The organism is Clostridium sp. M62/1 (genome assembly GCF_020736365.1).
Taxonomy (GTDB): Bacteria; Bacillota; Clostridia; order Lachnospirales; family Lachnospiraceae; genus Otoolea; species Otoolea saccharolyticum_A.
Map to the genome: position 1 here is coordinate 387,919 of NZ_CP085988.1, position 24,582 is coordinate 412,500.

The 24,582-nt window shown below is 48.1% G+C and carries 23 protein-coding genes (1 of these 23 only partly in view); 8 read left to right on the forward strand and 15 right to left on the reverse strand.

The genetic code is table 11. From position 1 onward, the window contains the following. Positions 1–33: 33 nt before the first annotated feature. From LK436_RS02120 to LK436_RS02130, 3 genes are read right to left on the reverse strand one after another with little or no spacing between them, the layout of a single operon-like run. Complete coding sequence (locus LK436_RS02120) at positions 34–534, reverse strand: DUF4446 family protein (protein WP_008397190.1); 501 nt, start codon at positions 532–534, stop codon at positions 34–36. Positions 535–564: 30 nt separating this feature from the next. Next, entirely contained in the window at positions 565–1,659 is a 1,095-nt protein-coding gene (locus LK436_RS02125; protein ID WP_008397189.1) for a ParB/RepB/Spo0J family partition protein, read from the reverse strand. A gap of 2 nt (positions 1,660–1,661) precedes the next feature. After that, entirely contained in the window at positions 1,662–2,429 is a 768-nt protein-coding gene (locus LK436_RS02130; protein ID WP_008397188.1) for a ParA family protein, read from the reverse strand. 335 nt (positions 2,430–2,764) lie between these two features. Here LK436_RS02130 and LK436_RS02135 point away from each other — a divergent pair, with 335 nt between their 5' ends. Continuing rightward, the gene (locus tag LK436_RS02135) at positions 2,765–3,715 is read left to right on the forward strand and encodes an alpha/beta fold hydrolase (protein WP_008397187.1); all 951 of its coding nucleotides are present in this window, start codon (positions 2,765–2,767) and stop codon (positions 3,713–3,715) included. 337 nt (positions 3,716–4,052) lie between these two features. On the opposite strand, the gene rsmG is transcribed toward LK436_RS02135, so the two are convergent. The 12 genes from rsmG to LK436_RS02195 form a co-directional block, all read right to left on the reverse strand. After that, the gene (gene rsmG, locus LK436_RS02140; RefSeq protein ID WP_008397184.1) at positions 4,053–4,781 is read right to left on the reverse strand and encodes a 16S rRNA (guanine(527)-N(7))-methyltransferase RsmG; all 729 of its coding nucleotides are present in this window, start codon (positions 4,779–4,781) and stop codon (positions 4,053–4,055) included. Next, on the reverse strand, positions 4,778–6,703 hold the full coding sequence (gene mnmG / locus LK436_RS02145) for a tRNA uridine-5-carboxymethylaminomethyl(34) synthesis enzyme MnmG (RefSeq protein WP_008397183.1): 1,926 nt from the start codon (positions 6,701–6,703) through the stop codon (positions 4,778–4,780). The genes rsmG and mnmG overlap by 4 nt, the downstream gene beginning before the upstream one ends. Before the next feature lie 382 nt (positions 6,704–7,085). Further along, positions 7,086–7,490: a hypothetical protein gene (locus LK436_RS02150; RefSeq protein WP_008397181.1), complete on the reverse strand. Its 405-nt coding sequence runs from the start codon at positions 7,488–7,490 to the stop codon at positions 7,086–7,088. A gap of 971 nt (positions 7,491–8,461) precedes the next feature. Beyond that, positions 8,462–9,838, reverse strand: a complete 1,377-nt coding sequence (gene mnmE, locus LK436_RS02155) for a tRNA uridine-5-carboxymethylaminomethyl(34) synthesis GTPase MnmE (protein WP_008397178.1) — start codon at positions 9,836–9,838, stop codon at positions 8,462–8,464. A gap of 494 nt (positions 9,839–10,332) precedes the next feature. Then, a complete protein-coding gene (jag, locus tag LK436_RS02160; protein ID WP_008397175.1) occupies positions 10,333–10,986 on the reverse strand; it encodes an RNA-binding cell elongation regulator Jag/EloR in 654 nt (217 codons plus the stop codon). A gap of 12 nt (positions 10,987–10,998) precedes the next feature. Continuing rightward, positions 10,999–12,243 (reverse strand): YidC/Oxa1 family membrane protein insertase, encoded by a 1,245-nt coding sequence (locus tag LK436_RS02165; protein ID WP_008397174.1) that lies wholly within the window; start codon positions 12,241–12,243, stop codon positions 10,999–11,001. A 53-nt stretch (positions 12,244–12,296) separates the two neighbouring features. Beyond that, positions 12,297–12,512 (reverse strand): membrane protein insertion efficiency factor YidD, encoded by a 216-nt coding sequence (gene yidD / locus LK436_RS02170; protein WP_373132851.1) that lies wholly within the window; start codon positions 12,510–12,512, stop codon positions 12,297–12,299. After that, positions 12,502–12,861 (reverse strand): ribonuclease P protein component, encoded by a 360-nt coding sequence (gene rnpA, locus LK436_RS02175; protein WP_008397173.1) that lies wholly within the window; start codon positions 12,859–12,861, stop codon positions 12,502–12,504. Before rnpA ends, yidD begins: the two co-directional genes overlap by 11 nt. Positions 12,862–12,935: 74 nt before the next feature. Continuing rightward, complete coding sequence (gene rpmH / locus LK436_RS02180; RefSeq protein ID WP_008397172.1) at positions 12,936–13,070, reverse strand: 50S ribosomal protein L34; 135 nt, start codon at positions 13,068–13,070, stop codon at positions 12,936–12,938. A 105-nt stretch (positions 13,071–13,175) separates the two neighbouring features. After that, positions 13,176–13,799 carry a DUF3841 domain-containing protein gene (locus tag LK436_RS02185; RefSeq protein WP_322746516.1) on the reverse strand — a complete coding sequence of 208 codons (624 nt, stop codon included), beginning with the start codon at positions 13,797–13,799 and terminating at the stop codon, positions 13,176–13,178. Next, positions 13,757–14,308 carry a DUF3841 domain-containing protein gene (locus LK436_RS02190; protein WP_008397170.1) on the reverse strand — a complete coding sequence of 184 codons (552 nt, stop codon included), beginning with the start codon at positions 14,306–14,308 and terminating at the stop codon, positions 13,757–13,759. Before LK436_RS02190 ends, LK436_RS02185 begins: the two co-directional genes overlap by 43 nt. 247 nt (positions 14,309–14,555) lie before the next feature. Beyond that, positions 14,556–14,771 carry a hypothetical protein gene (locus LK436_RS02195; RefSeq protein WP_008397168.1) on the reverse strand — a complete coding sequence of 72 codons (216 nt, stop codon included), beginning with the start codon at positions 14,769–14,771 and terminating at the stop codon, positions 14,556–14,558. A 427-nt stretch (positions 14,772–15,198) separates the two neighbouring features. Between LK436_RS02195 and dnaA the strand changes: the two genes are divergently transcribed. The 7 genes from dnaA to LK436_RS02230 form a co-directional block, all read left to right on the forward strand. After that, positions 15,199–16,569: a chromosomal replication initiator protein DnaA gene (gene dnaA, locus LK436_RS02200; RefSeq protein WP_008397166.1), complete on the forward strand. Its 1,371-nt coding sequence runs from the start codon at positions 15,199–15,201 to the stop codon at positions 16,567–16,569. 385 nt (positions 16,570–16,954) lie between these two features. Beyond that, complete coding sequence (dnaN, locus tag LK436_RS02205) at positions 16,955–18,073, forward strand: DNA polymerase III subunit beta (protein WP_008397165.1); 1,119 nt, start codon at positions 16,955–16,957, stop codon at positions 18,071–18,073. Positions 18,074–18,288: 215 nt separating this feature from the next. After that, the gene (locus tag LK436_RS02210; RefSeq protein ID WP_021966147.1) at positions 18,289–18,498 is read left to right on the forward strand and encodes an RNA-binding S4 domain-containing protein; all 210 of its coding nucleotides are present in this window, start codon (positions 18,289–18,291) and stop codon (positions 18,496–18,498) included. Between the two features lie 62 nt (positions 18,499–18,560). Then, positions 18,561–19,646, forward strand: a complete 1,086-nt coding sequence (recF, locus tag LK436_RS02215) for a DNA replication/repair protein RecF (protein WP_044931181.1) — start codon at positions 18,561–18,563, stop codon at positions 19,644–19,646. Positions 19,647–19,659: 13 nt separating this feature from the next. Then, entirely contained in the window at positions 19,660–21,570 is a 1,911-nt protein-coding gene (gene gyrB, locus LK436_RS02220; RefSeq protein WP_008397162.1) for a DNA topoisomerase (ATP-hydrolyzing) subunit B, read from the forward strand. A 92-nt stretch (positions 21,571–21,662) separates the two neighbouring features. Beyond that, positions 21,663–24,230, forward strand: a complete 2,568-nt coding sequence (gyrA, locus tag LK436_RS02225) for a DNA gyrase subunit A (protein WP_008397161.1) — start codon at positions 21,663–21,665, stop codon at positions 24,228–24,230. Between the two features lie 169 nt (positions 24,231–24,399). Next, positions 24,400–24,582 carry the 5' portion of a fumarate hydratase gene (locus tag LK436_RS02230; protein ID WP_008397160.1) on the forward strand. 660 nt of this gene lie beyond the right edge of the window, so the window shows 183 of its 843 coding nt (coding positions 1–183); the start codon lies at positions 24,400–24,402; the stop codon falls past the right edge of the window.

Below are 24,582 nucleotides of genomic sequence, written 5' to 3' on the forward strand. Positions count from 1 at the left end.
CTCATTTTTCCGCTGTACAGCCAGAAAAATCTCCTAATAGCCCAGCGCCATCTCCAGCGCCTCCTTCTCCTCAGCTCCCAGAAGCACATCTGTGCTTCCCTTCTCCACATCCTTCATATAGAGATAGCAGCCTTCCCGGCTGTGGACAGAATTTAAGATGAAGCCGGAATTATTGTCATCCAGGAGGGCAATCACAAAGCTCAGATTTCCTCCCATTCCCTTGAAGGCGTTGTATTTTACAATTCCAATCTTCTGATAGCTGGCTCTCACCTGTCTGGTCAGCGATTTGAGCTGATCCCTGCTCTCCCTGTCAGACGTCTGCAGAACGGCTGTTTCATCCAGGAGATCCAGAATTGTATCTTCCAGGGTTTCTGCATCCTTCCCTCTCATAAATATGTCGTATCTCCGGTACAGCTTCCTGTACTGGGTAAAGCAGACCAGAGTGATAATCATACACACCAGCGTCAGAACCGCAAGGCCGATGATCAGGAAAGCCGGATCAAAGGCAAGATTATTCAACAAACTATTTTCCATTCTCTGTTATCACTCCTGACTTTCTCTTCGTTAACCGTTTATAGACTGAAGCAGCTCCACAATTCTCTCGAGTTCCGCAGGGGAGTAGTATTCAATCTCTATTCTTCCCTTATTTTTATCCTTTTTATTGATGGTAACTTTGGTTCCCATGACAGACTTGAGTTTTTCCTCGATGTCCCTGTAGATAAAGCTCAAATCTCTCTCCTCTGTATCTGCCTTCTTTTCCTTTTTAGGAGCTGTCATCATTTTGACCAGCTTCTCCACCTGGCGGACGCTGAGCTGATTTTCTCTCACCTTTTTGGCAAGTTCATACTGCTGCTCTTTGTCCTCCAGACCCAGCAAGGCTCTCGCATGTCCTCCTGAAATAAGGTTTTCTACCAGCATCTGCTGAACTCTCTCGTCCAGCTTTAAAAGCCTCATGCTGTTTGTGATCGTGGCCCGGTTTTTGGAAACCCGTTCCGCCACCTCCTCCTGCTTGAGTCCAAATTCCTGTACCAGCATCTGATAAGCTTTTGCCTCCTCGATGGGGTTCAAATCTGCCCGCTGGACATTTTCTATCAGAGCGATCTCCAGTGTCTGCTGCTTCGTGTAGTCACGGATCAGCACCGGAACTTCCTTAAGCCCCGCCAGTTTAGCGGCGCGCCAGCGCCGCTCGCCGGCAATGATCTCGTAAAACTCTCCCTTTCTCTGCACCAGAAGCGGCTGAAGAATTCCAAAATTTTTCACTGATTCCGCCAGCTCATTGAGCTGATCCTCATTAAAATATTTGCGCGGCTGCTCCTGGTTCGGTTCTATCTGGGCAATGCTTACCAGCTGCTCGCGGCCGTTTCCCTGCCTTTCTGTCTTTTCTGCTTTCCCTTCTGCCCGCACAGTCTCCTTATTGCCGGCCTTTTCTGTCTTTCTGTTCTTTTTTGTATCTGACGGAGCTGCCTTTCCCTTTCTTGCTCCTCCCGGAAGAACCATATCCAGTTCCTCCAGCTTCGCCTTCCTGTCTACCGCATGCTCCGGTGTCTTCGCTTCCTCTCCCTGCTCTGCAATCTGGTGGCTATTCTCAGGTTGGGAATTTTCCTCCTTTAAATCAGGGAAATAAGCTCTCAGTCCCTTTCCAAGTCCTCTTCTCGCCATCTCTATTCTTCCCCTCTGCTGATTACTTCCGCTGCCAGCAGGCGGTAGCTCTCCGCTCCCGTCGATTTGCTGTCGTACAGATTGATTGGCATTCCATGGCTCGGCGCCTCCGCAAGCCGTACATTTCTCGGAATAATCGTCTTGTAAATCGTTTCATTCAGATTACTTTTAACATTTTCAACTACTTCCAGGGACAGATTTGTTCTGGCGTCGTACATAGTAAACACCACACCTTCCAGCTCAAGCCCCGGATTCATCGTCTTTTTTACAAGGCCGATAGTCCTGAGCACCTGGCTCAGTCCCTCCAGCGCATAATACTCGCACTGGATAGGAACCAAAACCGTGTCAGCCGCCGTCAGAGCATTGATGGTGAGAAGGCTCAGAGAAGGCGGACAATCGATAATAATAAAGTCATAGTTATCTCTAACCTCCTCCAGGTGGTCTCTCAGGATAAATTCTTTTTGTTCCATATCCAGCAGTTCAATTTCAGCTCCGGCCAGATTTGAGTCAGAAGGCAGTACATCCAGATTTTCCTGAACCTGCTCGTGAAGACAGTCATCCAGTGAACATTCTCCCAGCATCATCTCATAAACCGTTTCTTCCATATATTCCTTTTCCAGTCCGAGACCGGTAGTGGCATTTCCTTGTGGATCGAAGTCAATAGCTAAAACCTTCTGTCCGGCTTCAGCCAGGCAGGCCGATAAATTGATCGCTGTCGTTGTTTTTCCCACGCCGCCCTTTTGGTTGGCAATCGCAATCACACGTCCCATGCTCTCTCCTTTTCTGCGTCATTCAAAAGTTCATTCCATAGTATAGCACATCTTTCATTCTTTTCCTACAGGAAATCTCCCCAATTTCCCATAAATGTTTCACGTGAAACGTTGATAGCTATCCAAAATGCAGTTCCACGTCTCTCTCGCCCTGAAACGATTCCTTGATTCATATTTCAGATTTTTCGTCTGTCTTAACCGAACTGCCTCTGTTTTCATCCTTTAATAAACAGTTTCTCATTCCCGCTGTCTGTGATATAATTTATCTGAACTTCACCTGAGTTTACCGGTTCCTACAAAACTCAGTATGAAACAGTCCAAGGAGGCAAAACCATATGAAGATAGACAACAGAGTTATGTCCCTGCTTGCGCTGACTTCCGGCGCCGCAGCGGCCACTTCCCTGATCAACCGATATATCCGCTTTTCAGCCGTTTCCAAAAAACTTTTGACAGAGCTTCACCCTCTCTGCTTTAAATGGCGTTTTGGAAATATTTATTTTACAAAAACAGGTTCAGGAAAGCCCCTGCTCCTGATCCACGATTTCCACTTCGCGTCCAGCGGCTGCGAGTGGAGCCAGATTATTGGGGAACTAAAAAAACGTTACACCGTCTATACGATCGATCTGCTGGGGTTCGGCCGTTCCGAAAAACCAAACCTGACTTACACAAACTATCTGTACGTCCAGCTCATCTCCGATTTTATCAAATCTGAGATCGGCCACCGCACCAATGTTATCGCCACTGGCGGCTCAGTGGCCCTGACGGTAATGGCCTGCAATGCCAATCCCGAGCTTTTTGATCAGATTGCGCTGATTAATCCGGATCCTCTTTCCCTCTGCGGACAGGTTTACGGAAAAAATGCCAGACTGTACAAATTGATTCTGGATCTTCCCATTGCCGGAACTCTGTTCTATCACATAGCATCCAGCCGCAGACTGCTGGAGGAAGCATTCAGGGAACGGTTTTTCTACAATCCTTATTCCGCAAAGCCAGCTTATATAGACCGCTACTATGAGGCTTCCCATCTGGGAGGCTGCCCGAAGGCCATTTTTTCCAGTATGGAATGCGGCTACACGAAATGCAATATCTCCAATGCCCTCAAAAAAATTGATAACAGCATTTTCATTATCGGAGGAGCTGAGGAACCTTCCATCGCAGACACCATAGATGAGTACCGTCATGTAAATCCTGCTGTTGAATATGCGCTGATTCCTAAAACAAAGCATCTTCCTCAGCTCGAACAGCCCGAAAAGGTGCTGAACCTGCTCACCATCTTTTTTTCATAGGAGGTCATAGGTGGAATCGTTGAAAGGCCGGAAGCGGTAATTTATGTTTCTGGCACACCAGAAGAACCGTTGACTCTGTTTAACATTCCATTATTACATTTTATTCTAACAGGAAAAATAGAGAAGAAACGGACATGGCAGAATAGAAAGATTATAATTATATAAACATTTTCCAGCCCCGCCAAGGATAAGAAAATCCCGTGAGGCTGGAAAATCGCTCTGAAATAATATGTCCCCTGTCTGGAAATGTCTGTGCTTTCCCATCACAAAATCTGATATGGCTGTGGCAGATGCCCTGTCTTTAAATCAAAAGTCAAACTGCCTTATTGTGCTCTCTTTATCTGAGCGGCTCCTTTGACGGCATTCCCGCCTTGCGCGGATACCTGGAAGAGGTGGCCTTTATCTTCTTTACCTTCACCAGCGTCCGCTCGTCGGAATTGGGAAGGCTGAACCTCTCAATTTTCTCAATCTCTCCTCCCAGCTTGCTGATTGCTCCCTGGCCGTTCACCAGTTCCTCATCCAGTTTTCCTGATTTATAGGACACAAAATATCCGCCCGGCTTCACCAGAGGCATGCAGTATTCCGACAGTGTAGAGAGATTCGCTACCGCCCTGGACACGCAGATGTCAAATGTTTCACGTGAAACACGATTTCTTCCAAAATCCTCTGCCCTCCCATGGACAGCCGTAATTCCTTCAAGTCCAAGCTCGGAAATTACCGTGTTCAGAAATTTGACTCTCTTATTCAGAGAATCCAGAAGTGTCACTCTCAGTCCCGGAAATGCAATTTTCAGCGGAATACCCGGAAAACCAGCCCCGGTCCCCACATCTGCCACAGAAAATGCTTCCGTCTCCAGCCCGTCTACTGCCCGTTTCAGGGCAAGGCTGTCCACAAAATGCTTTGTCACCACTTCACTCATCTCGGTGATAGCTGTGAGATTCATTACCTGATTCCACTCGTTTAACAGCTCATAATATCTGAAAAACTGCTCCATCTGTTTCTCTGTCAGTGTGACTCCCACATGACAGAGTTCCTCTTCCATCTGCTTTACAAACGCTTCTCTCATGACTCCTCCTGGGTATTTTGTCTCTGACCTTCATTTCTCTCCCTCTGGTACTTTAGCTGTTCCAGATGAACCAGCAGTACTGAAATATCCGCCGGTGAAACTCCTGATATTCTGGAGGCCTGTCCGATATTTCTGGGCTTATACAGGTTCAGCTTCTGAACAGCCTCCTTTCTCAAGCTCTTCACCGTCGAGTAGTCAAAGCTTTCATCCAGCTTTCGGCTCTCCATTTTCTTAAACTGAGCCACCTGCTGAAGCTGCCTTTTAATATATCCCTCATACTTGATATTGATATTCACCTGCTCCGCCACATCCCAGTCGAGAACCGGCCTTTTTGGATCAATCTCTTTCACCGCCTCATAGCTGAGCTCCGGTCTCCTCACCAGCTCTGCCAATGTTGAACCAGTTTTCAGTTCCGTACTTCCGTAACTTTTCAGGCACTCCTGCACCTCATGGGTAGCCCCCACAGGCGTCCGGTTCAGCCGTTCCACCTCTTCCCTGATCTGCTGCTCCTTTCTCAGAACGCGCTCATACCGCTCATCGTCAATGAGCCCTATCTCATGCCCTATCCCTGAAAGCCTGAGATCCGCGTTATCCTGTCTCAAAAGAAGCCTGTACTCTGCCCTGGATGTCATCATCCTGTAGGGTTCATGGCTTTCCTTTGTCACCAGATCATCGATCAGAACCCCGATATAGGCCTGCGAACGGTCCAGTACGATTCCTTCCTTTCCCTGCAGCTTTCTGGCCGCATTCACTCCCGCCATAAAGCCCTGAACAGCTGCCTCCTCATATCCAGAGCTTCCGTTAAACTGTCCTCCGCTGAACAGCCCCTCTATGGCCTTAAATTCCAGAGTTGCTCTGAGCTGCCTGGAATTAATGCAGTCGTACTCAATGGCATAGGCATTTCTCACTATCTTCACATGCTCCAGTCCCGGAACTGTCCTGTACATCGCAGTCTGGACATCTTCAGGAAGAGAGCTTGACATGCCTCCAAGGTACATCTCGTTTGTATAGAGTCCCTCTGGCTCCACAAACACCTGATGGCGCTCCTTATCCGGGAATTTGACAACCTTGTCCTCAATAGACGGGCAATATCTCGGTCCTGTTCCTTCTATTGCGCCGGAAAACAGAGGTGAGCGGTCAAGGTTCTCTCTGATAATCTCATGGGTTCTCTCATTTGTATAGGTCAGCCAGCAGGAAACCTGCTCCTTCTGCACCGATTCCGGATCTGTGGTAAAGGAAAACGGGACCACCCTGTCATCTCCGAACTGCTCCTCCATCTTGGAAAAATCAATACTCCTCCTGTCCACCCTGGCAGGCGTCCCTGTCTTAAACCGATACATTTCTATACCGAGAGCTTTCAGAGAATCCGTCAGGTGGTTGGCTGCCTGCAGCCCGTTGGGACCTGTCGGATTGCTCACATCGCCATAAATACACCTGGCCCGCAGGTAGGTGCCGGTTGCCAAAACCACAGCTCTGCAGTGATAGACGGCTCCTGACAGTGTTCGAATGCCCGTCACTCTGCCCTCTTCTGCCAGAATCTCTGTCACCTCTGCCTGTTTAATGGTGAGATGCTCTGTATTTTCCAGCACCCTCCTCATCTCACGGGTATACATCTCCTTGTCCGCCTGGGCACGGAGGGAATGGACTGCCGGCCCCTTAGACTGATTCAGCATCTTTGACTGAATGAAGGTCTTATCGATATTTTTGCCCATCTCTCCTCCCAGGGCATCCAGCTCTCTTACCAGATGGCCTTTCGAACTTCCCCCAATATTTGGATTGCACGGCATCAGGGCGATGCTGTCTACGCTCACTGTAAACACTACTGTTTCCATTCTCAGTCTGGCTGCTGCCAGAGCTGCCTCACAGCCGGCATGTCCCGCCCCTACTACCGCAATATCATACGTTTCCTCTAAATATGGCATTTCAACTTCCTCTCTTCAAGCCTGGCGCAGTTGAATCTTTTTGTTTTTTCTGTCTTTCGCTGCTTTTCTGCTGCTTTTCTGCGCTCTTTCCATTATATCACGGGCACAGCCTGTGATCGTCATTCGCCGCTCATCTTGCATGAGCAAGCTCCCGCAGGCTCGCTTGCCCTCATTATATCCTATATTTTTATTCTTTCAAATTGAAATATTGTCCAGACAGTGGTGCTCCAAAAACTGCCTTTTCTTTCTTAAATTCTCTTAAAAATCCTTCTGTAAAACTCTCTGTGTTTCACGTGAAACATTAATTGATTGATTGTTTAAATTCCGTTTTATCTGTTTAAACTCTACTTTTTTCGTTTCAATGGCTTTCCTGCAGATTCGATTACTGCATCTCCACTATAACAGAGTCCTCCATAGCCCTGCTGTCCTCAATCAGACTGCCGTAAAGGCTTTTAGCCACTTCCTCAAACGTCAGGTTTTCATTATCTGTCAGTACCACAAAGCAGCTGTCCGACTCGGCATTTGGCAGTCTTCCCTTTAATTCCAGTCTGTGCTGGTAGGCTGTACCGCCGCATTCCCAGGTTCCATCCTTCCTCTCATAGTAGGTGGCACAAATCCCGTCTTCTTCTGATTGGCTGAATGTTTTTACAATTTCTTCCCTTTTTGCACATCCGGCAAACAGCACTGAGCAAAGAACAACCAGAACTAATTTCTTTGCACGATATGTCCTCCCCCAATGCTTTCGCCATGCCATAGTTCCTTTCTGTGCCTTTCTTGTTTCGTACATTGCTGTCCTTTTTCTTGCAAAATCTCACTTAAATCCATTACTTGGGGCAGTTCCAGCACGTTCTAATATCTCTGCCGTGCTGCGTACTGCTGACCTTCTAAATTCCTGAAAAAGCAGACAAATATGGTATCCATTCTCTCGCTGTAATTCCTTGTTTCACGTGAAACATTGTCATGTAAACGCGAAACACTTTCATGAAAAAAACAGATCAAACCTGCCGGCCTCATAATTTTATTATCCCATCTCGACTAACGTCCCGACGGGAGTGCTCGTCAAATGCACGCTCATGAAGCATGACATATGCTTTCCTTATTATTTTACCATTTCATTTGTATATGGCAGCCTTCGTCAGAACTTACCGCCCGGCTTTCAGCAGTGAATGCTGAAACAGATAAAGCTGATTTTAATTTTATGGCTTCTTTTTCTTTCTATTTCATCCTTATTTCTGTTTGATTTTAGGCTGTTTGCCTACTTATTATACCATCACTTAGTCAGATGATCGAGAAGGTTTTAATCGTTCAGGCAAAGCGATTCTGCAGTTGGTAATTGCCTAATTGTCAGTTGGTTATAGATTAGTTTTTGTTATATAATAGTTTTTATAGTATAACTTATTTTTATATATAACTATCAATTATATGTTTTTATTCTATTATTCCTTCTCTCATTTTTTATCAGCTTTTCTGACTGCTGCGGCTGGCTGCTCATTTTCGACGTTTGCTTCCTGTCTTCCTTCTGCCTTCCCCTCGGTTCTCCTCTGTGCGTTCTCTTCTGTTCTCCCCCGTGTATTCTCCTCTGTGTTCTTCCTATTTCCTATTCAGGTTTCATCCTCCCATGGTCCTATACACAGAAACACCTTGTTTTTCCATTCTCTCAAAAACTGTTCCCTTTTAAAACGCAGCCGGAGGCTGGACGTCCTATCCATCTGCCCGCCTTCAGCTGCTAACCTGATTTCCTATACCTGTTAAACAGAGCTATTTTCCCATGCAGAATTTGCTGAAAATCTCATTGACCAGATCATCCTCCAGGGCCTCTCCCACGATCGTTCCCAGTTCCTCGTAGGCGTTCATGAGATCAATAGAGAAAAAGTCCTCAGGCATCTGATCTTCAATGCTCTTTTCTACCAGAAGCAGGCTGTCATACGCCTCTCTGAGGGCTGTTTTGTGCCGGACATTGGTAATCATCACTTCATCATTAAAATCAATTTTTCCCGAGAAAAACAATTCTCTGATCCGCTCCTCCAGGACGTCGATTCCCTTTTGTTCCTTTGCCGAAACAGGAATCACCGTCTGGCCGGTCCTCTCCTCAAGCTCTTTTTCTGTCACAAGCATCTCCAGATCCGTTTTATTTAACAGCACGATGGCTTTTCTTCCCCTGATAAGCTCCATAATCTCCCGATCATTTTCATCCAGAGGCCTGGAACCATCCACCACGTAGATAATCAAGTCCGCGTCATCTGCAATCTGTCTCGCCTTATCCACGCCGATTTTTTCCACAATATCGTCCGTGTCCCTGATTCCCGCTGTGTCGATAATGTTGAGGCTGATGCCGTGAAGCCTTATATTCTCTTCCAGCGTATCTCTCGTGGTACCTGCCACATCCGTCACAATCGCCCTCTCCTCTCCTACCAGCACATTCATAAGAGAGGATTTTCCTGCATTGGGCTTTCCCAAAATAACCGTCTTTACGCCCTCCCTGACCACTCTTCCGTTATCTGCCGTGGCAAGGAGTTTCTCTATCTCCTGCTTAATCGGAATGAGCCTTTCGTGAAGAATCTCAGGGTAACCCTCCAGAGAAATGTGCTCCGGATCGTCCAGAGCTGATTCTATAAAAGCGATTTCATAGATGAGTTTTTCTCTCAGCTCCTTCACCTTTCTGGACATTGCCCCGTTCAGCTGATTTACAGAGCTTTTCAGTGCGTAATCGTTTTTTGCATTGATCACATCGATAACCGCCTCTGCCTGGGACAGATCGATTCTGCCATTCAAAAATGCCCGCTTTGTGAACTCTCCCGGCTCGGCTAGCCTCGCCCCGTTTTTTACCACTGTTTCCAGAATCTTCCGCATGACAAGGACGCCGCCGTGGCAGTCGATCTCTACCGTGTCCTCTGCCGTATAGCTTCTCGGCCCCCGCATCAGCATGACCAGAACCTCGTCTATCAGCTCATTTTCATCATATATATGACCGTAATGTATGGTAAACGTCTTTTCTTCTGAAAGCTTCCTGCCATTTGGCTTTCTGAAGATTCGATCAGCCACCTTTACTGCATCTTCTCCGCTGATCCTCACAACGCCGATTCCCGAATTTGTCATTCCTGTTGAAATGGCCGCGATTGTATCATTCCTGAACATAGCTTTTTCCTTCCTCTCTGTGGTTCAGATTCTCTCTGATATTCTCTGCTTCATCAGGAAAACCAGCCCTCCTGCGGAATGGCTTTCCTCATAAGGCAGACAGTAATATTATGGCTCCCCGCCTGCTTTTATATTTTGCGGGATCCCGCCCTTATGGGGGATTGCTTTTTCCTCTGCCCCAAAGGGCTCACGCTCGCCCCCCTAAAGGGATTTCCTGGCTCTGCGGCCGCCCCAGGGCGCCTTCTCTTGGCCTTCGGCCCCGAAGGGCTCACGCGAGAAAACCCTTTTGGGGTTTTCTCGCTTTGCGGCATTCGCCGCATGAAAATGAATGGGCAGTCTCCAGGCGGTGAGCAAGCTCCCCCCTGGAGACTGCCCATTCATTTTCGCCCTTCTCATTGCTAATAAAAAATGTTCAAACAGGGACTTGGTGACCGGTAGTTTTGGTTTGTCCTGCCTGAACATTTTTTATTATTTATCGTCCGGTCAGGTGGGGGTTATTCCCGTTCTGAACGGTCTTTTTTTCCTTCCTTCTTCAGAGAAATAATCACGTGTCTGAATGGTTCTTCGCCGTCGCTTCTTGTCACAACGTACTTATCGTTCTGAAGTGCCGCATGGATAATCCGTCTTTCGTAAGGGTTCATGGGCTCAAGGGAAACGGCGCGCTTGGTCCTCTTTACCTTGTAGGCAATGTTCTTTGCCAGGGTTTCCAGAGTTTCCTTTCTTCTCTCCCGGTAGTTCTCCGTATCCAGCTTTACACGGATATAGTCGTCCTTCTTCTTGTTTACCACAAGACTTACCAGGTACTGAAGGGAGTCTAAGGTCTGCCCTCTTTTTCCGATCAGGATTCCCATGTCGGTTCCTTCCATGTTAATGTTCATTTCCTTCTCTTCTGCATTATACACGGCTGTGATGGAAACCTCCATGTTCATGGAATCAAATACCTGATTCAGAAAATGAATGGCTCTGTCTTCAACGCGTTCCTTTCTCTTTGCTCTGATTACGGCAGGCTTGGCGCCAATCCCCAAAAATCCGGCGCTTCCCCGCTCAACGACCTCGTACTCCAGCTTGTCGCTGGTAGTTTCAAGCTCGATCAGTGCCTTTGTAACAGCTTCATCCACGGTTTTTGCGGAAACTGTAATCATATCCATACTGCACCCCTCCTACTTGTTGTGCTTTTCGTTATACTTCTGAACCATTCTGGCCTTGGCTGCAAGGCTTCCCGGCTTCGGATCGCTGTTGTAGAACTCGGTTGAATCCTTCACCTGCTTTGCATTCCTTTCCAGCCTGCGGTTCTTCTCAGCCTCTTCCTCCTCCTGCTTTGCCTGAATGCTCTTGAGATTCACGGCTGCATTCTGATTGATCTTTGCTGGCGGAAGCCCCTTCTTCGCACGTTTTTTGTTCATCTTCTCAACATTCTTCCTGATAAGCTCGTCCATATCCACTTTCTTCATGTAGGAGTTGACGAACATCTGCTGGAAAATGAGGATGATACCCTGGACAACCCAGTAGATACCAATACCTGCCGGCAGGGTAAAGCAGAAGAATACAGACATGAGAGGCATGGTGATCATCATGCTGTTCATCATCTGTGCACCCGGAGCATCCTTATCCATGGTCTGATTGGTGCTCATCAGCTTTGTGGAGAGCCACTGGGTAATACCTGCCAGAATCGGGATAATCCATGCAACTGTTATATTTGAAAAACCGGTAAACGGCGCTGTTGCCAGATTAATTCCCAGGAAGGAGTTCATCTGCTCTATCTTGTCCGCATTCTGTGCGATTACGTCTGCAATAGAAGGAAATGCATTTTCAAGTCCCTTCCAGTTATCAGGTGTAAACTTATAGAGCAGATCGATGACCTTGTTTGGATTTGCCAGAGCCTCAGCCGTAAAGCCGTTGCTCATCTTTCCGCCTACCTCAATCAGCTTGGAGGCAAAATCCGGCTGATTCTGGAGAGGTTCCACTACATTCTCAAAGAACACTCTAACAGACGGAACGTAGGCCGGGATATTGTAGATAACGCGGTACAGTGCCAAAATAATCGGGAACTGGATTAACAGAGGAAGGCATCCTGCTGTCGGGGAGGAGCCGTACTTTTCATAGACGGCCTTCATCTCCACCTGCTGCTTTGCCATGGAGGTCTGATCCGTTTTTCCCTTATATTTCTTCTGAATCGCTGCAATTTCCGGGTTCATAAGCGCCATCATCTTGGAGGATTTCTGCTGCTTTAAGGTCAGCGGAAACAGAAGAAGCCTTGTGATGATGGTGAACAGAATAATACATACGCCAATGTTAAAAACGCCGAAGGAGCTTGTGAACCTGAACAGCAAGTCCATGACGATTCCAAACAGGCTGGCGATTGGCCCTAAAATAGAGCCTGCTTTCGTCGCTACAAAAAATTCCAATTAACTACCTCCTACTTATATGGGCGCGCCTTCTGCCCGGCACGGCCCTTTTGCTACGGAACCGGATCATAACCGCCTTCTGCAAACGGATGACATCGGAGTATCCGCTTACAGGCCAAAAAACCACCTTTTAACGCGCCGTACTTTTGAAGTGCCTCAATGGCGTATTGAGAACACGTAGGCGTGTACCTGCAGTGAGGTCCTGTCATGGGGGAAATATACCTCTGGTATCCCCGGATCATTTTAATAAAGATCTTTTTAACCAATATTCTCACTTCGATTCTCTAAAATGTTATGAAGTCCGCACAGGTGCAGATAAGCACTCTCTATCTGCCTGAAATTCGATTCCTTTGCAGCCGCTCTGGCGACTACCACGATGTCCAGTCCAGCCTTAACCATGGGCTTGTTCAGTCGGTAGCTTTCCCTTAAAAGTCTTGTAATGTGATGGCGTACCACGCTGTTCCCCACTTTTTTGCTGACGGAAATGCCAATCCTTGTATCGGCCCCCTCTTCCGTTTTCATCACATACATAATCAAAAGACGGTTCGCATAGGATTTCCCTGTCCTGTAAACCTTCTGGAAATCCGCGTACTTTTTGATTGAATTAAAATGCTTCATGGATTCTCCTCACACATAAAGTTTGAGAAAAGAAAAGGCCACAATTTTACTCTGAAAATTGCGGCCACGCTTCCTTAAGCAGTTAATTTTGCTCTTCCCTTTGCTCTTCTTGCAGCCAGAACCTTTCTTCCGCCTGCGCTGCTCATTCTAGCTCTGAAGCCGTGAACTTTTGCTCTCTGTCTTTTTTTAGGCTGAAATGTCATCTTCATAACTCAAAACACCTCCTCATCCATCAATTATCAAAGAAATTTTCTTATCCATAGTTAGACTATTTTAAACTAAACATCGTTTCAATTATATAGAACAACTAAAAACTAGTCAAGCATTTTCTCTTTCTTTTCTCCTATTTTCACGATCCACTCTCTTTTAATCTCCCACATTCCTGCCTGTATTCCCCCTCTGCTTGACTCCTCCCCGTTTTTGAATCTTCGGTCATTTACAAAAAGCCGGTCCCAGCTCTCCATGATCCTTCTTTTTATATCAGGATAAAAGCCAGTCAAAACTGCCTGCTCCTCCCTGATTCCCATCTGGGAAAGCTCGTCCCTGAAGGCGCGCTCCTCCCCCTCATCCTCCCCGATATACTGCATACAGAGGATCTTTCTCCAGTCATCGGCGTCAAAAAGGACAAGCTGATCTGCCGGAACCTCTGCCTGAAAGCCCACATTCTCGCCAGACCAGTCAATCCCGTACTCTTCCCTGTACCCCCAGTATGGATACTGGGCGCCCGCCGGCCTTTTCACCCTTTTTTGAAGCTCTTTTACAAACCAGTCATAAGCGGTGAGAAAGATCTCCCTGCTCTCCCCATATTTGAGGGCCACATACTCCCGCCTAGAAAAGCAGGTGCCTCTGCTGTCAATTTCTCTCATCACCGCTTCCGCCTGGGATATATAAAGCCTTATTCCGTTACTCCTGTCACCCATTCTCTTCTGATCTCCCATATTGTTCCGTATTCCATATCGTTTCCTAAAATGATGGAAGGGTCAAACAGCCGCTTCCAGCTCTCCCGGATCTCTCTTTTAAGCTCCGGATAAAACCGGGACATATAGGCCTGCGCATCCCCGACTCCCAGGTTATCCAGAATTTCCTGATGACGCCTGGCATCCTGTTCATTTTCAGGTATGTAAGAGTAGTTCAGAATCGTTCCCCACTTTTCTATATTAATATGGGTAATCTGCTCAGGCTCCAGGGAGAGTTCCAAAACCACCTCCCCCTCCCCCGGTATCATGGCTGTCCCTCTCGAAAATACCACCCAAACCGGATATTCCACATCCTTCGGCCGGCCGGCTGCGTCCGGCCCATTGGCCACCAGCCAGTCGTAGGCCTCCAGCACAAGAGCTGCGTGTTCCGTCAGATCCATCTCAATATATTTTCTCTTTGCCGTGTATCTGCCCGTTTTTCTCAGTTCTTCAAGAACGCTTTTTTTCTGCCTTGTCCACACCCTTACCATTCTCTGTATCTCCTCTTCCGGATTTTTATTTCAGTATACCATATCCTTCGAATATGACAGCCTCCGGCGGAACTCAGCGCCCGGATTTCAGCAGTAAATGCTGAAACCGGTATGCGCAGGTATAATAACCGCTTTGCGGTCATTATACCGTATCTCTGTCAGCACTACAATCCGATTGTTCCGTTTCAATTTTCCTGCAGCCTGGCTGTTTTCGTTTTTTCTTCTGTTTTTTTCAACATCCTTTCCTTTAATGGTCAAATGTGGAAAAATATTTTTTCATCCGCTTAATTGTGTATAACTTTTTATTTTTCCCCTCTTTTTCCTGATTTCTGCTCTGTTTTCCACTTTTCTGCTGCCGTTTCCCTCTGTCCGCATCTGTTTCACATTCTCTTGTGGACAAGTTATCCACCACCCCAATATGTAGTAAAGCATTGATTTTACAGCCTTCTTTTTCGTCATCCACAAATTATCCCTCACTTATTCACATGCTTTACATAATTTATCCCCAATCTGTTGATAACTTGTTGATAACTCTCTGAATAACCTCTGGACAACCTGTGTACATTTTTACCCCGTCTCATTTCTTCCTTTGCTTTCAAGTGCTTTCCGTTTTCCTCTCTGTGCATATCAGGTTTTCCACTTATCCCCAAAAGTTATCCCCAAGTTTTTCACATTCCCATTGAAAATTGTTTTGTAATCATGTAAAATATGATTAGATTGGGCAAATTTGCAGTTTTGTCTGAAGCCCAGAGAATTGCCTCGTAATTTCCTCTGAATTTCCTGTAAAACGGGGCGGAAAAGACTCTGCAGAATGAAGCAGGGCGGCTCAGTGACAGAGGAAATATGCCGCTTTGGCGGCCGCCTCTTTAATACATTTAGGAGATTTTACTATGTTAGAAAAAATCAAAGAAAAATGGGAAGATATTCTGCTGCATATTAAGGAAGAGCATGAGCTGACCGATGTTTCTTTTAAAACCTGGCTGCTTCCGACAGAAGCCTACTCCATGAAAGGCAACACGCTTCAGATCCTGGTTCCCGACATCCATTTTTTAGGGTACATGCAGAAAAAATACGGATTCCTGCTCACCGTGGCTATTGCAGAGATCACCGGCATTGAGTGTCAGGTGGATTTCATCACCAGAGAGCAGATCAAGGAGGAACCGGAGGAAGTTTCTGAAAATCAGCTTCTGTCCCACTCCACTGATGTTGATCAGCAGGTGATCCAGAATGCAAACTTAAATCCGCGCTATACCTTTGATACCTTCGTGGTAGGTGCCAACAACAACCTGGCCCACGCAGCATCCCTGGCTGTGGCCGAATCCCCGGGTGAGATTTACAATCCTCTCTTTATCTATGGAGGCGTGGGACTTGGAAAAACGCACCTGATGCATTCCATCGGCCATTTTATCCTTCAGAATAACCCGAAGGCCAAAATTTTATACGTGACCAGCGAGAAATTCACCAACGAGCTGATCGATGCCATCCGGAACAAGAACAATATCTCCACCACAGAGTTCCGGGAGAAATACAGGAACAACGATGTTCTCCTCATCGACGATATTCAGTTTATCATCGGCAAGGAGAGCACCCAGGAGGAATTTTTCCATACCTTCAATGCCCTCTATGAGGCCAAAAAGCAGATTATTATCTCCTCCGATAAGCCTCCGAAGGAAATTGAGACCTTAGAGGAGCGCCTTCGCTCCCGGTTTGAGTGGGGACTTACCGTGGACATCCAGTCCCCTGACTACGAAACGCGAATGGCGATTCTTCGCAAAAAGGAGGAGCTGGAGGGCTACAACATTGACAACGAAGTGATCAAATACATTGCCACCCATGTAAAATCCAATATCCGGGAACTGGAGGGAGCCCTCACAAAGATCGTAGCTCTCTCTAAATTAAATAAGAGAGAAATCACCACCGAGCTGGCTGAGGAGGCCTTAAAGGATCTGATCTCCCCAGGCGGTGCAAGAGAGATCACGCCGGAGCTGATTATCCAGGTGGTTTCCGATCACTTCGGAATCACACCTGCAGATATTTCTTCCAAAAAGAGAAATAAGGAAATCGTCTATCCGCGCCAGATTGCCATGTACCTGTGCCGGACGATGACAGGCACTCCCCTTCAGGGTATCGGAAAATATCTGGGCGATCGGGATCACACTACGATTATCCACGGCGCAGAAAAGATCACTGCCGACATGGAAAAAAATGAATCCCTCAGGAATACCCTCGAGGTACTGAAGAAGAAGCTGAGTCCCCAGTAAATTCTATGGCGGACCGTTTCTTTGAGTCCGAATTGAGTCCGAAATCTGTGAATAACCGGAGGGCTTCTGAAAAAACTGCGCTCTTTCAGACCATTTTTCCACTCATCCACAATGGACGTTGAAAACTGTCTGGACAGACTGTGGATAATCTCCCTGTTTTTTCCGGCGTCCTTAAGCCCTTTTTTAACCTGTGGATAAACCTCAAGTTGTCCTTCGTGTTTTGATGACTTTTACACAGACCTTTCCAGTGGATAAATCCTTGATTTTTAAGGGCTCTTAAGACTTATTCACATATTCACGCCCCCTACGGCGATTACTGCGGAATTTATTTATATCTTTACTTACACGATGTTCCATTTTTTCAGCAAAGGAGTTATCAACAATTATGAAGCTATCATTTGAAAAAGACTCACTGTTAAACGGCATCAATATTGTTCTCAAGGCTGTGCCATCCAAGACGACCATGCCGATTCTGGAATGTATCCTTATCGATGCAACGGGAACAGAAATCAAACTGACCGGCAATGACATGGAGCTGGGAATTGAAACCCAGGTGGAGGGGCTGATTCTTGAACGGGGAAAGGTAGCCCTGGATGCAAAGCTCTTTTCCGACATTATCAGAAAGCTTTCCGGAGAGGAATCTCCCATTATCATAGAATCTGATGAAAAAAACAACACCACCATTTCCTGTGATAAGTCCGTATTTAAAATCCAGGGAAAGGACGGGGATGAATTTTCCTACATCCCTCATATTGAAAGAGATCGCTATATTACGCTCTCCCAGTTTACCTTAAAAGAGGTTATTCGTCAGACTCTTTTCTCCATTTCACCGAATGACAGCAACAAAATGATGACTGGCGAGCTGTTTGAAGTCAATGACAATGAGCTGAAAGTGGTATCTCTGGACGGACACCGCATGTCCATCCGAAAAATTGAGCTGAAGGATCACTACAATGATATAAAAGTGATCGTTCCTGGCAAAACTCTCGGTGAGATCAGCAAGATCCTGAACGGCGACAATGAGTCGGAAGTGCAGATTTTCTTCAGCTCCAACCACATTATGTTCGAATTTGATTCCACTCTGGTGGTATCCCGTCTGATCGAGGGAGAATATTTCCGGATCAGCCAGATGCTTTCCAGCGACTACGAGACAAAGGTCAATGTAAACCGCCGTGCCTTCCTGGACAGCATCGAGAGAGCCAGCATCCTGATCCGCGAAAATGATAAAAAACCGATCATTATCACGATCACAGATGAGGGAATGCAGCTTAAGATGAACTCTGCCTATGGAACCATGAACGCCGAGGTGGGGATCACGAAGTTTGGAAAGGATATCATGATCGGCTTTAACCCGAAATTCCTCATCGACGCACTGCGGATCATCGATGACGAGGAGGTTACTCTCTATATGATGAATCCGAAATCTCCGTGCTTTATCAAGGATGACGAGGAGAATTATATTTATCTGATCCTTCCGGTCAACTTCAACGCAGCTGCCATATAGGCGGCTGCCCCGTTCAGAGCAGGGCGAAGGTTTCAAGTGATGCCAAGGAGAACAGGGAGCGGGCGGAGAATTGTAGAGACATTATGCCGGTGTGAAGCTGTCAGACAACTTTCGGATAAATGCAGTCCGCGGCAGACGCACACAGAGAAAAAGCAAAGCGAATAAATATACATTTATACATAAAACTGGAAAACTACGAAAAGGAGCAGCAGAGCATGGAAGTCATTAAACTCAGGGAGGAGTATATCAAGCTGGGTCAGGCCTTAAAGGCAGCAGGCCTGGCAGAGTCCGGGGTGGATGCCAAGTTTGCCATCCAGGACGGACTGGTGAAGGTGAACGGAGCTGTGGAGCTTCAAAGGGGAAAGAAACTCTACGACGGAGACCTGGTGGAGTTTCAGGGAAACACCATCAAAATTGAAAAGTAGGGGACAGTCAGAAACAGGAAAGTCTGATTTCTGGCTGTTTCATGGATTTTCAGGGGAACAACATGTTTGTAGAATCGATCGAGTTAAAGAATTACCGCAATTACGGCAGCCTCAGTATGGTTTTTGATCCGGGAACCAATGTCCTCTATGGGGACAATGCCCAGGGAAAGACAAACGTGTTGGAGGCCGTTTACGTCTGTGCCACCACAAAGTCCCACAGAGGCAGCAAGGATAAGGAGATCATCCGTTTTGCAGAGGATGAATCCCACATCAAAATGAATATCAGGAAGGACAATGTGCCCTACCGGATTGACATGCACCTTAAAAAGAATAAGACAAAGGGAATCGCCATTAACGGCGTTCCCATACGCAGGGCCAGCGAGCTGTTCGGCATCGTAAATGTGGTATTTTTTTCCCCGGAGGATTTAAACATCATTAAAAACGGGCCAGCAGAGCGCAGGCGCTTTGTGGATCTGGAGCTGTGCCAGCTCAACAGGCTCTATGTCCACGCACTGGTTCAGTACAACCGCACTCTGACTCAGAGAAATAAGCTGTTAAAGGAGCTGCCCTTTAAGCCGGAGCTTCTGGAAACCCTGGATATCTGGGATATGCAGCTGGTTTCCTTTGGAAGGGAGCTGATCCGGTACCGCAGGGAATTTGCCGGGGAGCTCAATGAGATGATACGGGACATCCACCGCCAGCTTTCCGGCGGGAGGGAGGAGCTTGTCATCTGCTATGAGCCGAATACAGAGGAAGAGGCCTTTGAGACAGCTCTGAAAAGGGGACGGGAAGCAGATATACGACAGAAGACCACCCTCTCCGGCCCCCACCGGGACGATTTAAGCTTCAGCGTAAACGGCGTTGACATCCGGCGCTTCGGCTCCCAGGGGCAGCAGAGGACGGCGGCCCTCTCCCTGAAGCTTGCGGAAATTGAGCTGGTGAAAAAGATTGTGAAAGACTACCCTGTTCTTCTGCTGGACGATGTGCTGTCGGAGCTGGATTCGGGACGCCAGCAGCACCTGCTCTCAGGGATCAGGCATATTCAGACGATCATTACCTGCACAGGACTGGACGATTTTGTCGCCCATGCCTTTCACATAGACCGGGTATTCCGGATCGTAAACGGAACTGTAAAGGAAGAAGAATAGTTAGGAGGAACTTATGGGTTCAGAATACAGCGCAGATCAAATACAAATTTTAGAGGGACTTGAGGCAGTAAGAAAGCGCCCGGGAATGTATATCGGTAGTACCTCCATAAGAGGCCTTCACCATCTGGTATACGAGATCGTGGACAATTCCGTGGACGAGGCCCTGGCGGGCTTCTGCAGCGAGATTGACGTTCAGATCAATGCAGACAATTCCATCACAGTCACGGACAACGGAAGGGGAATCCCGGTAGATATACAGAAAAAGGCAGGTATCCCGGCTGTTGAGGTGGTCTTTACGGTGCTTCACGCCGGCGGAAAGTTCGGCGGCGGGGGATACAAGGTGTCGGGAGGACTCCACGGAGTAGGCGCATCTGTAGTGAATGCTCTGTCTGAATGGCTGGAGGTAGATATTTACAAGGACGGTCATATCTACAACCAGAGATATGAGAAAGGAAAGGTGATGTATCCTCTGACTATTAAGGGGGATTGTCCTGCTGATAAGCATGGAACCAGAGTTACATTCCTTCCGGACAAGGAGATTTTCGAGGAGACGGTCTACGATTACGATACCTTAAAGGTAAGGCTTCGTGAAACAGCCTTCCTCACGAAAAACCTGAAGATTATTTTAAGGGATGACAGGGAGGAGAAGCAGGAAAAGACCTTCCACTACGAGGGAGGAATCAAGGAGTTTGTCACCTACCTGAACAGGGGAGGTGAGAGCCTCTATGCCCCTGTCATCTACTGCGAGGGAGTGAGGGACAACGTGTATGTGGAGGTTGCCATGCAGCACAACGACTCCTACACGGAAAATATCTATACCTTCGTAAACAACATCAACACCCCGGAGGGCGGAACCCATTTAAGCGGCTTTAAGACGGCTCTCACCAACACCTTCAACGACTATGCGAGAAAGAACAAGCTCTTAAAGGAGAATGAGCCATCCCTGTCGGGAGAGGACATCCGTGAGGGCCTCACGGCGATTATCAGCGTGAAGCTGGAGGAGCCTCAGTTTGAGGGACAGACCAAGCAGAAGCTGGGAAATACAGAGGCGAGAGCTGCGGTGGCAGGCATTGTAAGCGAGCAGCTCACCTATTTCCTGGAGCAGAATCCAGGGGTGGCGAAGATTATCAGCGAGAAGTCTATTCTGGCACAGAGGGCCAGGGCTGCAGCCAGAAGGGCCAGGGAGATGACCAGGAGGAAGTCGGCCCTGGACGGCCTTGCACTTCCGGGAAAATTAGCGGACTGCTCCGATAAGAACCCGGAGAACTGTGAGATTTATCTGGTAGAGGGAGACTCTGCCGGCGGCTCCGCCAAGGAGGCCAGAAGCAAGGCGAACCAGGCCATCCTGCCGTTAAGGGGAAAGATCTTAAACGTGGAGAAGGCAAGACTGGACAAAATTTACGCAAATGCGGAGATACGCTCCATGATCACCGCCTTCGGAACGGGAATCCACGAGGATTTCGATATCTCCAAGCTGCGGTACCACAAGATCATTATCATGACAGATGCCGATGTGGACGGCGCCCACATCAGCACCCTGCTGCTGACCTTCATCTACCGCTTTATGCCGGAGCTGATCAAGCAGGGCTACGTGTATCTGGCTCAGCCTCCGCTCTACAAGATCGAGAAAAACAAGCGGATCTGGTATGCCTACAGCGATGCGGAGCTGAACAGCATTTTATCGGAAATCGGAAGAGATCAGAACAATAAGATCCAGCGCTATAAGGGACTGGGAGAGATGGATGCAGAGCAGCTCTGGGAAACCACCATGGATCCGGAGCGGAGAATCCTTCTTCGCGTCACCATGGACGAGGAGACCACCAGCGAGGTGGATTTAACCTTTACCACCCTGATGGGCGATCAGGTGGAGCCGAGAAGAGAATTCATCGAGGCCAATGCGAAGTACGGAACTCTTGACATCTAAGACTGCCTGAACAGAGAAGAAAATGGCCCGAAAAGCTGAACGTTCCGGGCCGTGTTCCCTGCAGGCAGGCCCCACATTTTGGAGGATAAAAAATGGAACCAAATATTTTTGACAAAGTCCATGACATAGACCTGAAAAAGACCATGGAAAAGTCCTACATCGACTACGCCATGAGCGTAATCGCTGCCAGGGCTCTGCCGGATGTGCGCGACGGCTTAAAGCCGGTTCAGAGGCGTGTGCTCTACTCCATGATCGAGTTAAACAACGGCCCTGACAAGCCTCACAGAAAATGCGCCCGTATCGTCGGCGATACCATGGGTAAATACCACCCCCACGGAGACAGCTCCATCTATGGAGCACTCGTAAATATGGCTCAGAAGTGGTCTACCCGCTATATGCTGGTAGACGGCCACGGAAATTTCGGCTCCGTAGACGGGGACGGCGCTGCAGCCATGCGATATACAGAGGCAAGGCTGAGCCGGATTTCCATGGAAATGCTGGCGGATATCAACAAGAACACCGTCGACTTTGTGCCAAACTTCGATGAGACAGAGAGGGAGCCGGTGGTGCTGCCATCCCGCTTCCCAAATCTTCTGGCAAACGGAACTTCCGGAATTGCAGTCGGCATGGCGACCAATATCCCGCCCCACAACCTGCGGGAGCTGATTGCGGCGGTTGTCAAGATCATTGACAACCAGATCGAGGAGGGAAGAGATACCTCCATCGAGGAGCTCATGGAGATTGTAAAGGGGCCGGACTTCCCTACAGGGGCCACCATTCTCGGAAAAGCAGGAATCGAGGAGGCCTACCGCACAGGAAGGGGAAAGATCCGTGTCCGGGCAGTCACCGATATTGAGACCATGCCAAACGGCAAGAGCCGGATTATCGTCACAGAGATTCCGTATCTGGTCAACAAGGCCCGCCTCATCGAAAAGATTGCGGAGCTTGTGAAGGACAAGAGGGTGGACGGAATCACAGACCTGAGGGATGAGTCAAACCGCGAGGGAATGCGCATCTGCATCGAGCTTCGCCGGGATGTGAATGCCAATATCGTCCTGAACCAGCTCTTAAAGCATACGCAGCTTCAGGATACATTCGGCGTCAATATGCTGGCCCTGGTGAACAATGAGCCGAAGGTGCTGAATCTGCACCAGATGCTCACCTACTATCTGGATCACCAGAAGGACGTGGTCACCAGAAGGACAAAGTACGACTTAAACAAGGCCGAGGAGAGGGCCCATATTTTAGAGGGACTTTTAAAGGCTCTCGACTATATTGACGAGGTGATCCGAATCATCCGCGGTTCCAAGACAGTGGCTGAGGCAAAAGCCACTCTGATGGAGCGGTTTGAACTCTCAGACGCCCAGGCCCAGGCGATTGTGGATATGAGGCTTCGCGCCCTGACCGGTTTGGAGAGGGAGAAGCTGTTAAATGAGTACCAGGAGCTTGAGAAGCGCATTGCAGAGCTGCGCGGGATCCTGGCAGACGAGAACAAGCTCTTAACAGTCATCAAGGAGGAGATACAGCTGATCTCCGACAAGTACGGAGATGACAGAAGGACGAAGATCGGCTATGATGAGTTCGATATGTCTGCCGAGGATCTGATTCCGGATGAGGATGTGGTGGTGGCCATCACCAACTTAGGCTACATTAAGCGCATGTCCAGTGATAATTTTAAGAGCCAGAACCGGGGCGGCAAGGGAATCAAGGGAATGCAGACCATCGACGAGGACTACATTGAAGAGCTCCTGATGACCACGACCCACCACTACATGATGTTCTTCACGAACACCGGCCGCGTTTACCGCCTGAAGGCCTACGAGATCCCGGAGGCGGGAAGGACCGCCAGGGGAACGGCCATCGTAAACCTGATCCAGCTTCAGCCGGGAGAAAAGATCACGGCCACAGTTCCCATGAAGGAGTTTGACGAGGACAAGTTCCTGTTTATGGCCACGAAAAACGGTATGGTGAAGCGCACGCCCATGAAAGAGTATGAGAACGTCCGAAAGAACGGACTCCAGGCCATTGTGCTCAGGGAGGATGACGAGCTCATCGAGGTAAAGGCCACGGACAACACAGAGGATATCTTCCTTGTGACAAAGAAGGGCATGTGCATCCGGTTCCATGAGACGGATGTGCGTATCACCGGCCGTGTTTCCATGGGTGTTATCGGCATGAAGTTCGACTCAGATGATGAGATTATCGGAATGCAGATGGCCAGCCAGGGAGAATGCCTGCTGGTGGTTTCAGAATACGGCCTTGGAAAGAGGACTCCGATTGAAGAATTCACCAGCCAGTTAAGAGGCGGCAAGGGAGTCAGATGCTACCGGATTACGGAGAAGACAGGATACCTGGTAGGAGCCAAGCTGGTGGACGAGGGACGCCAGATTATGCTGATCACCAATGAGGGAATCATTATCAAGATGAGGGTGAACACAATCTCCATTATCGGAAGAAACACTTCGGGAGTAAAGCTGATGGATATCGATCCGGAGTCCGGCGTGGTGGTAGCCAGCATTGCCAAGGTGAGAGAGAGCAGCCAGGATGAGGACGAGGAGTTAGAGGACGGCTTTTTAGAGGATGGAGACGGCAGTGAGGACGACCGGGAGGGAGAAGAAAAATCTCTCCGGGAAGAGGATGAGGAGACAGACTCTGAATAAGAGGAGAGATCCTGTCCGCTTATAATGAGCAGTCCCAGGTATATCAAGAAGCTGTGAGGCAGAAAAGCGTTTAATAAATGTTCGTTTTGACAGACAGGTCCCGGCCGGGCTATTTGGGGCCGGAACCTGTCTGTGTTTCATTAGGGAGAAAAAATCGGGAGGAAGCGTCATGAGAAGCGTCTGTACAGATGAGATTACAGAGAATATCAAAGAAATGTGCATTGAGGCCAACCATTTTCTTTCAGAGGATATGAGAGAGGTTTTTGAGCAGAGTGTCCGGGAGGAAAAGTCTCCTCTGGGAAGTCAGATCTTAGGTCAGCTGGAGGAAAATCTGAAGATTGCCGGAGAGGAT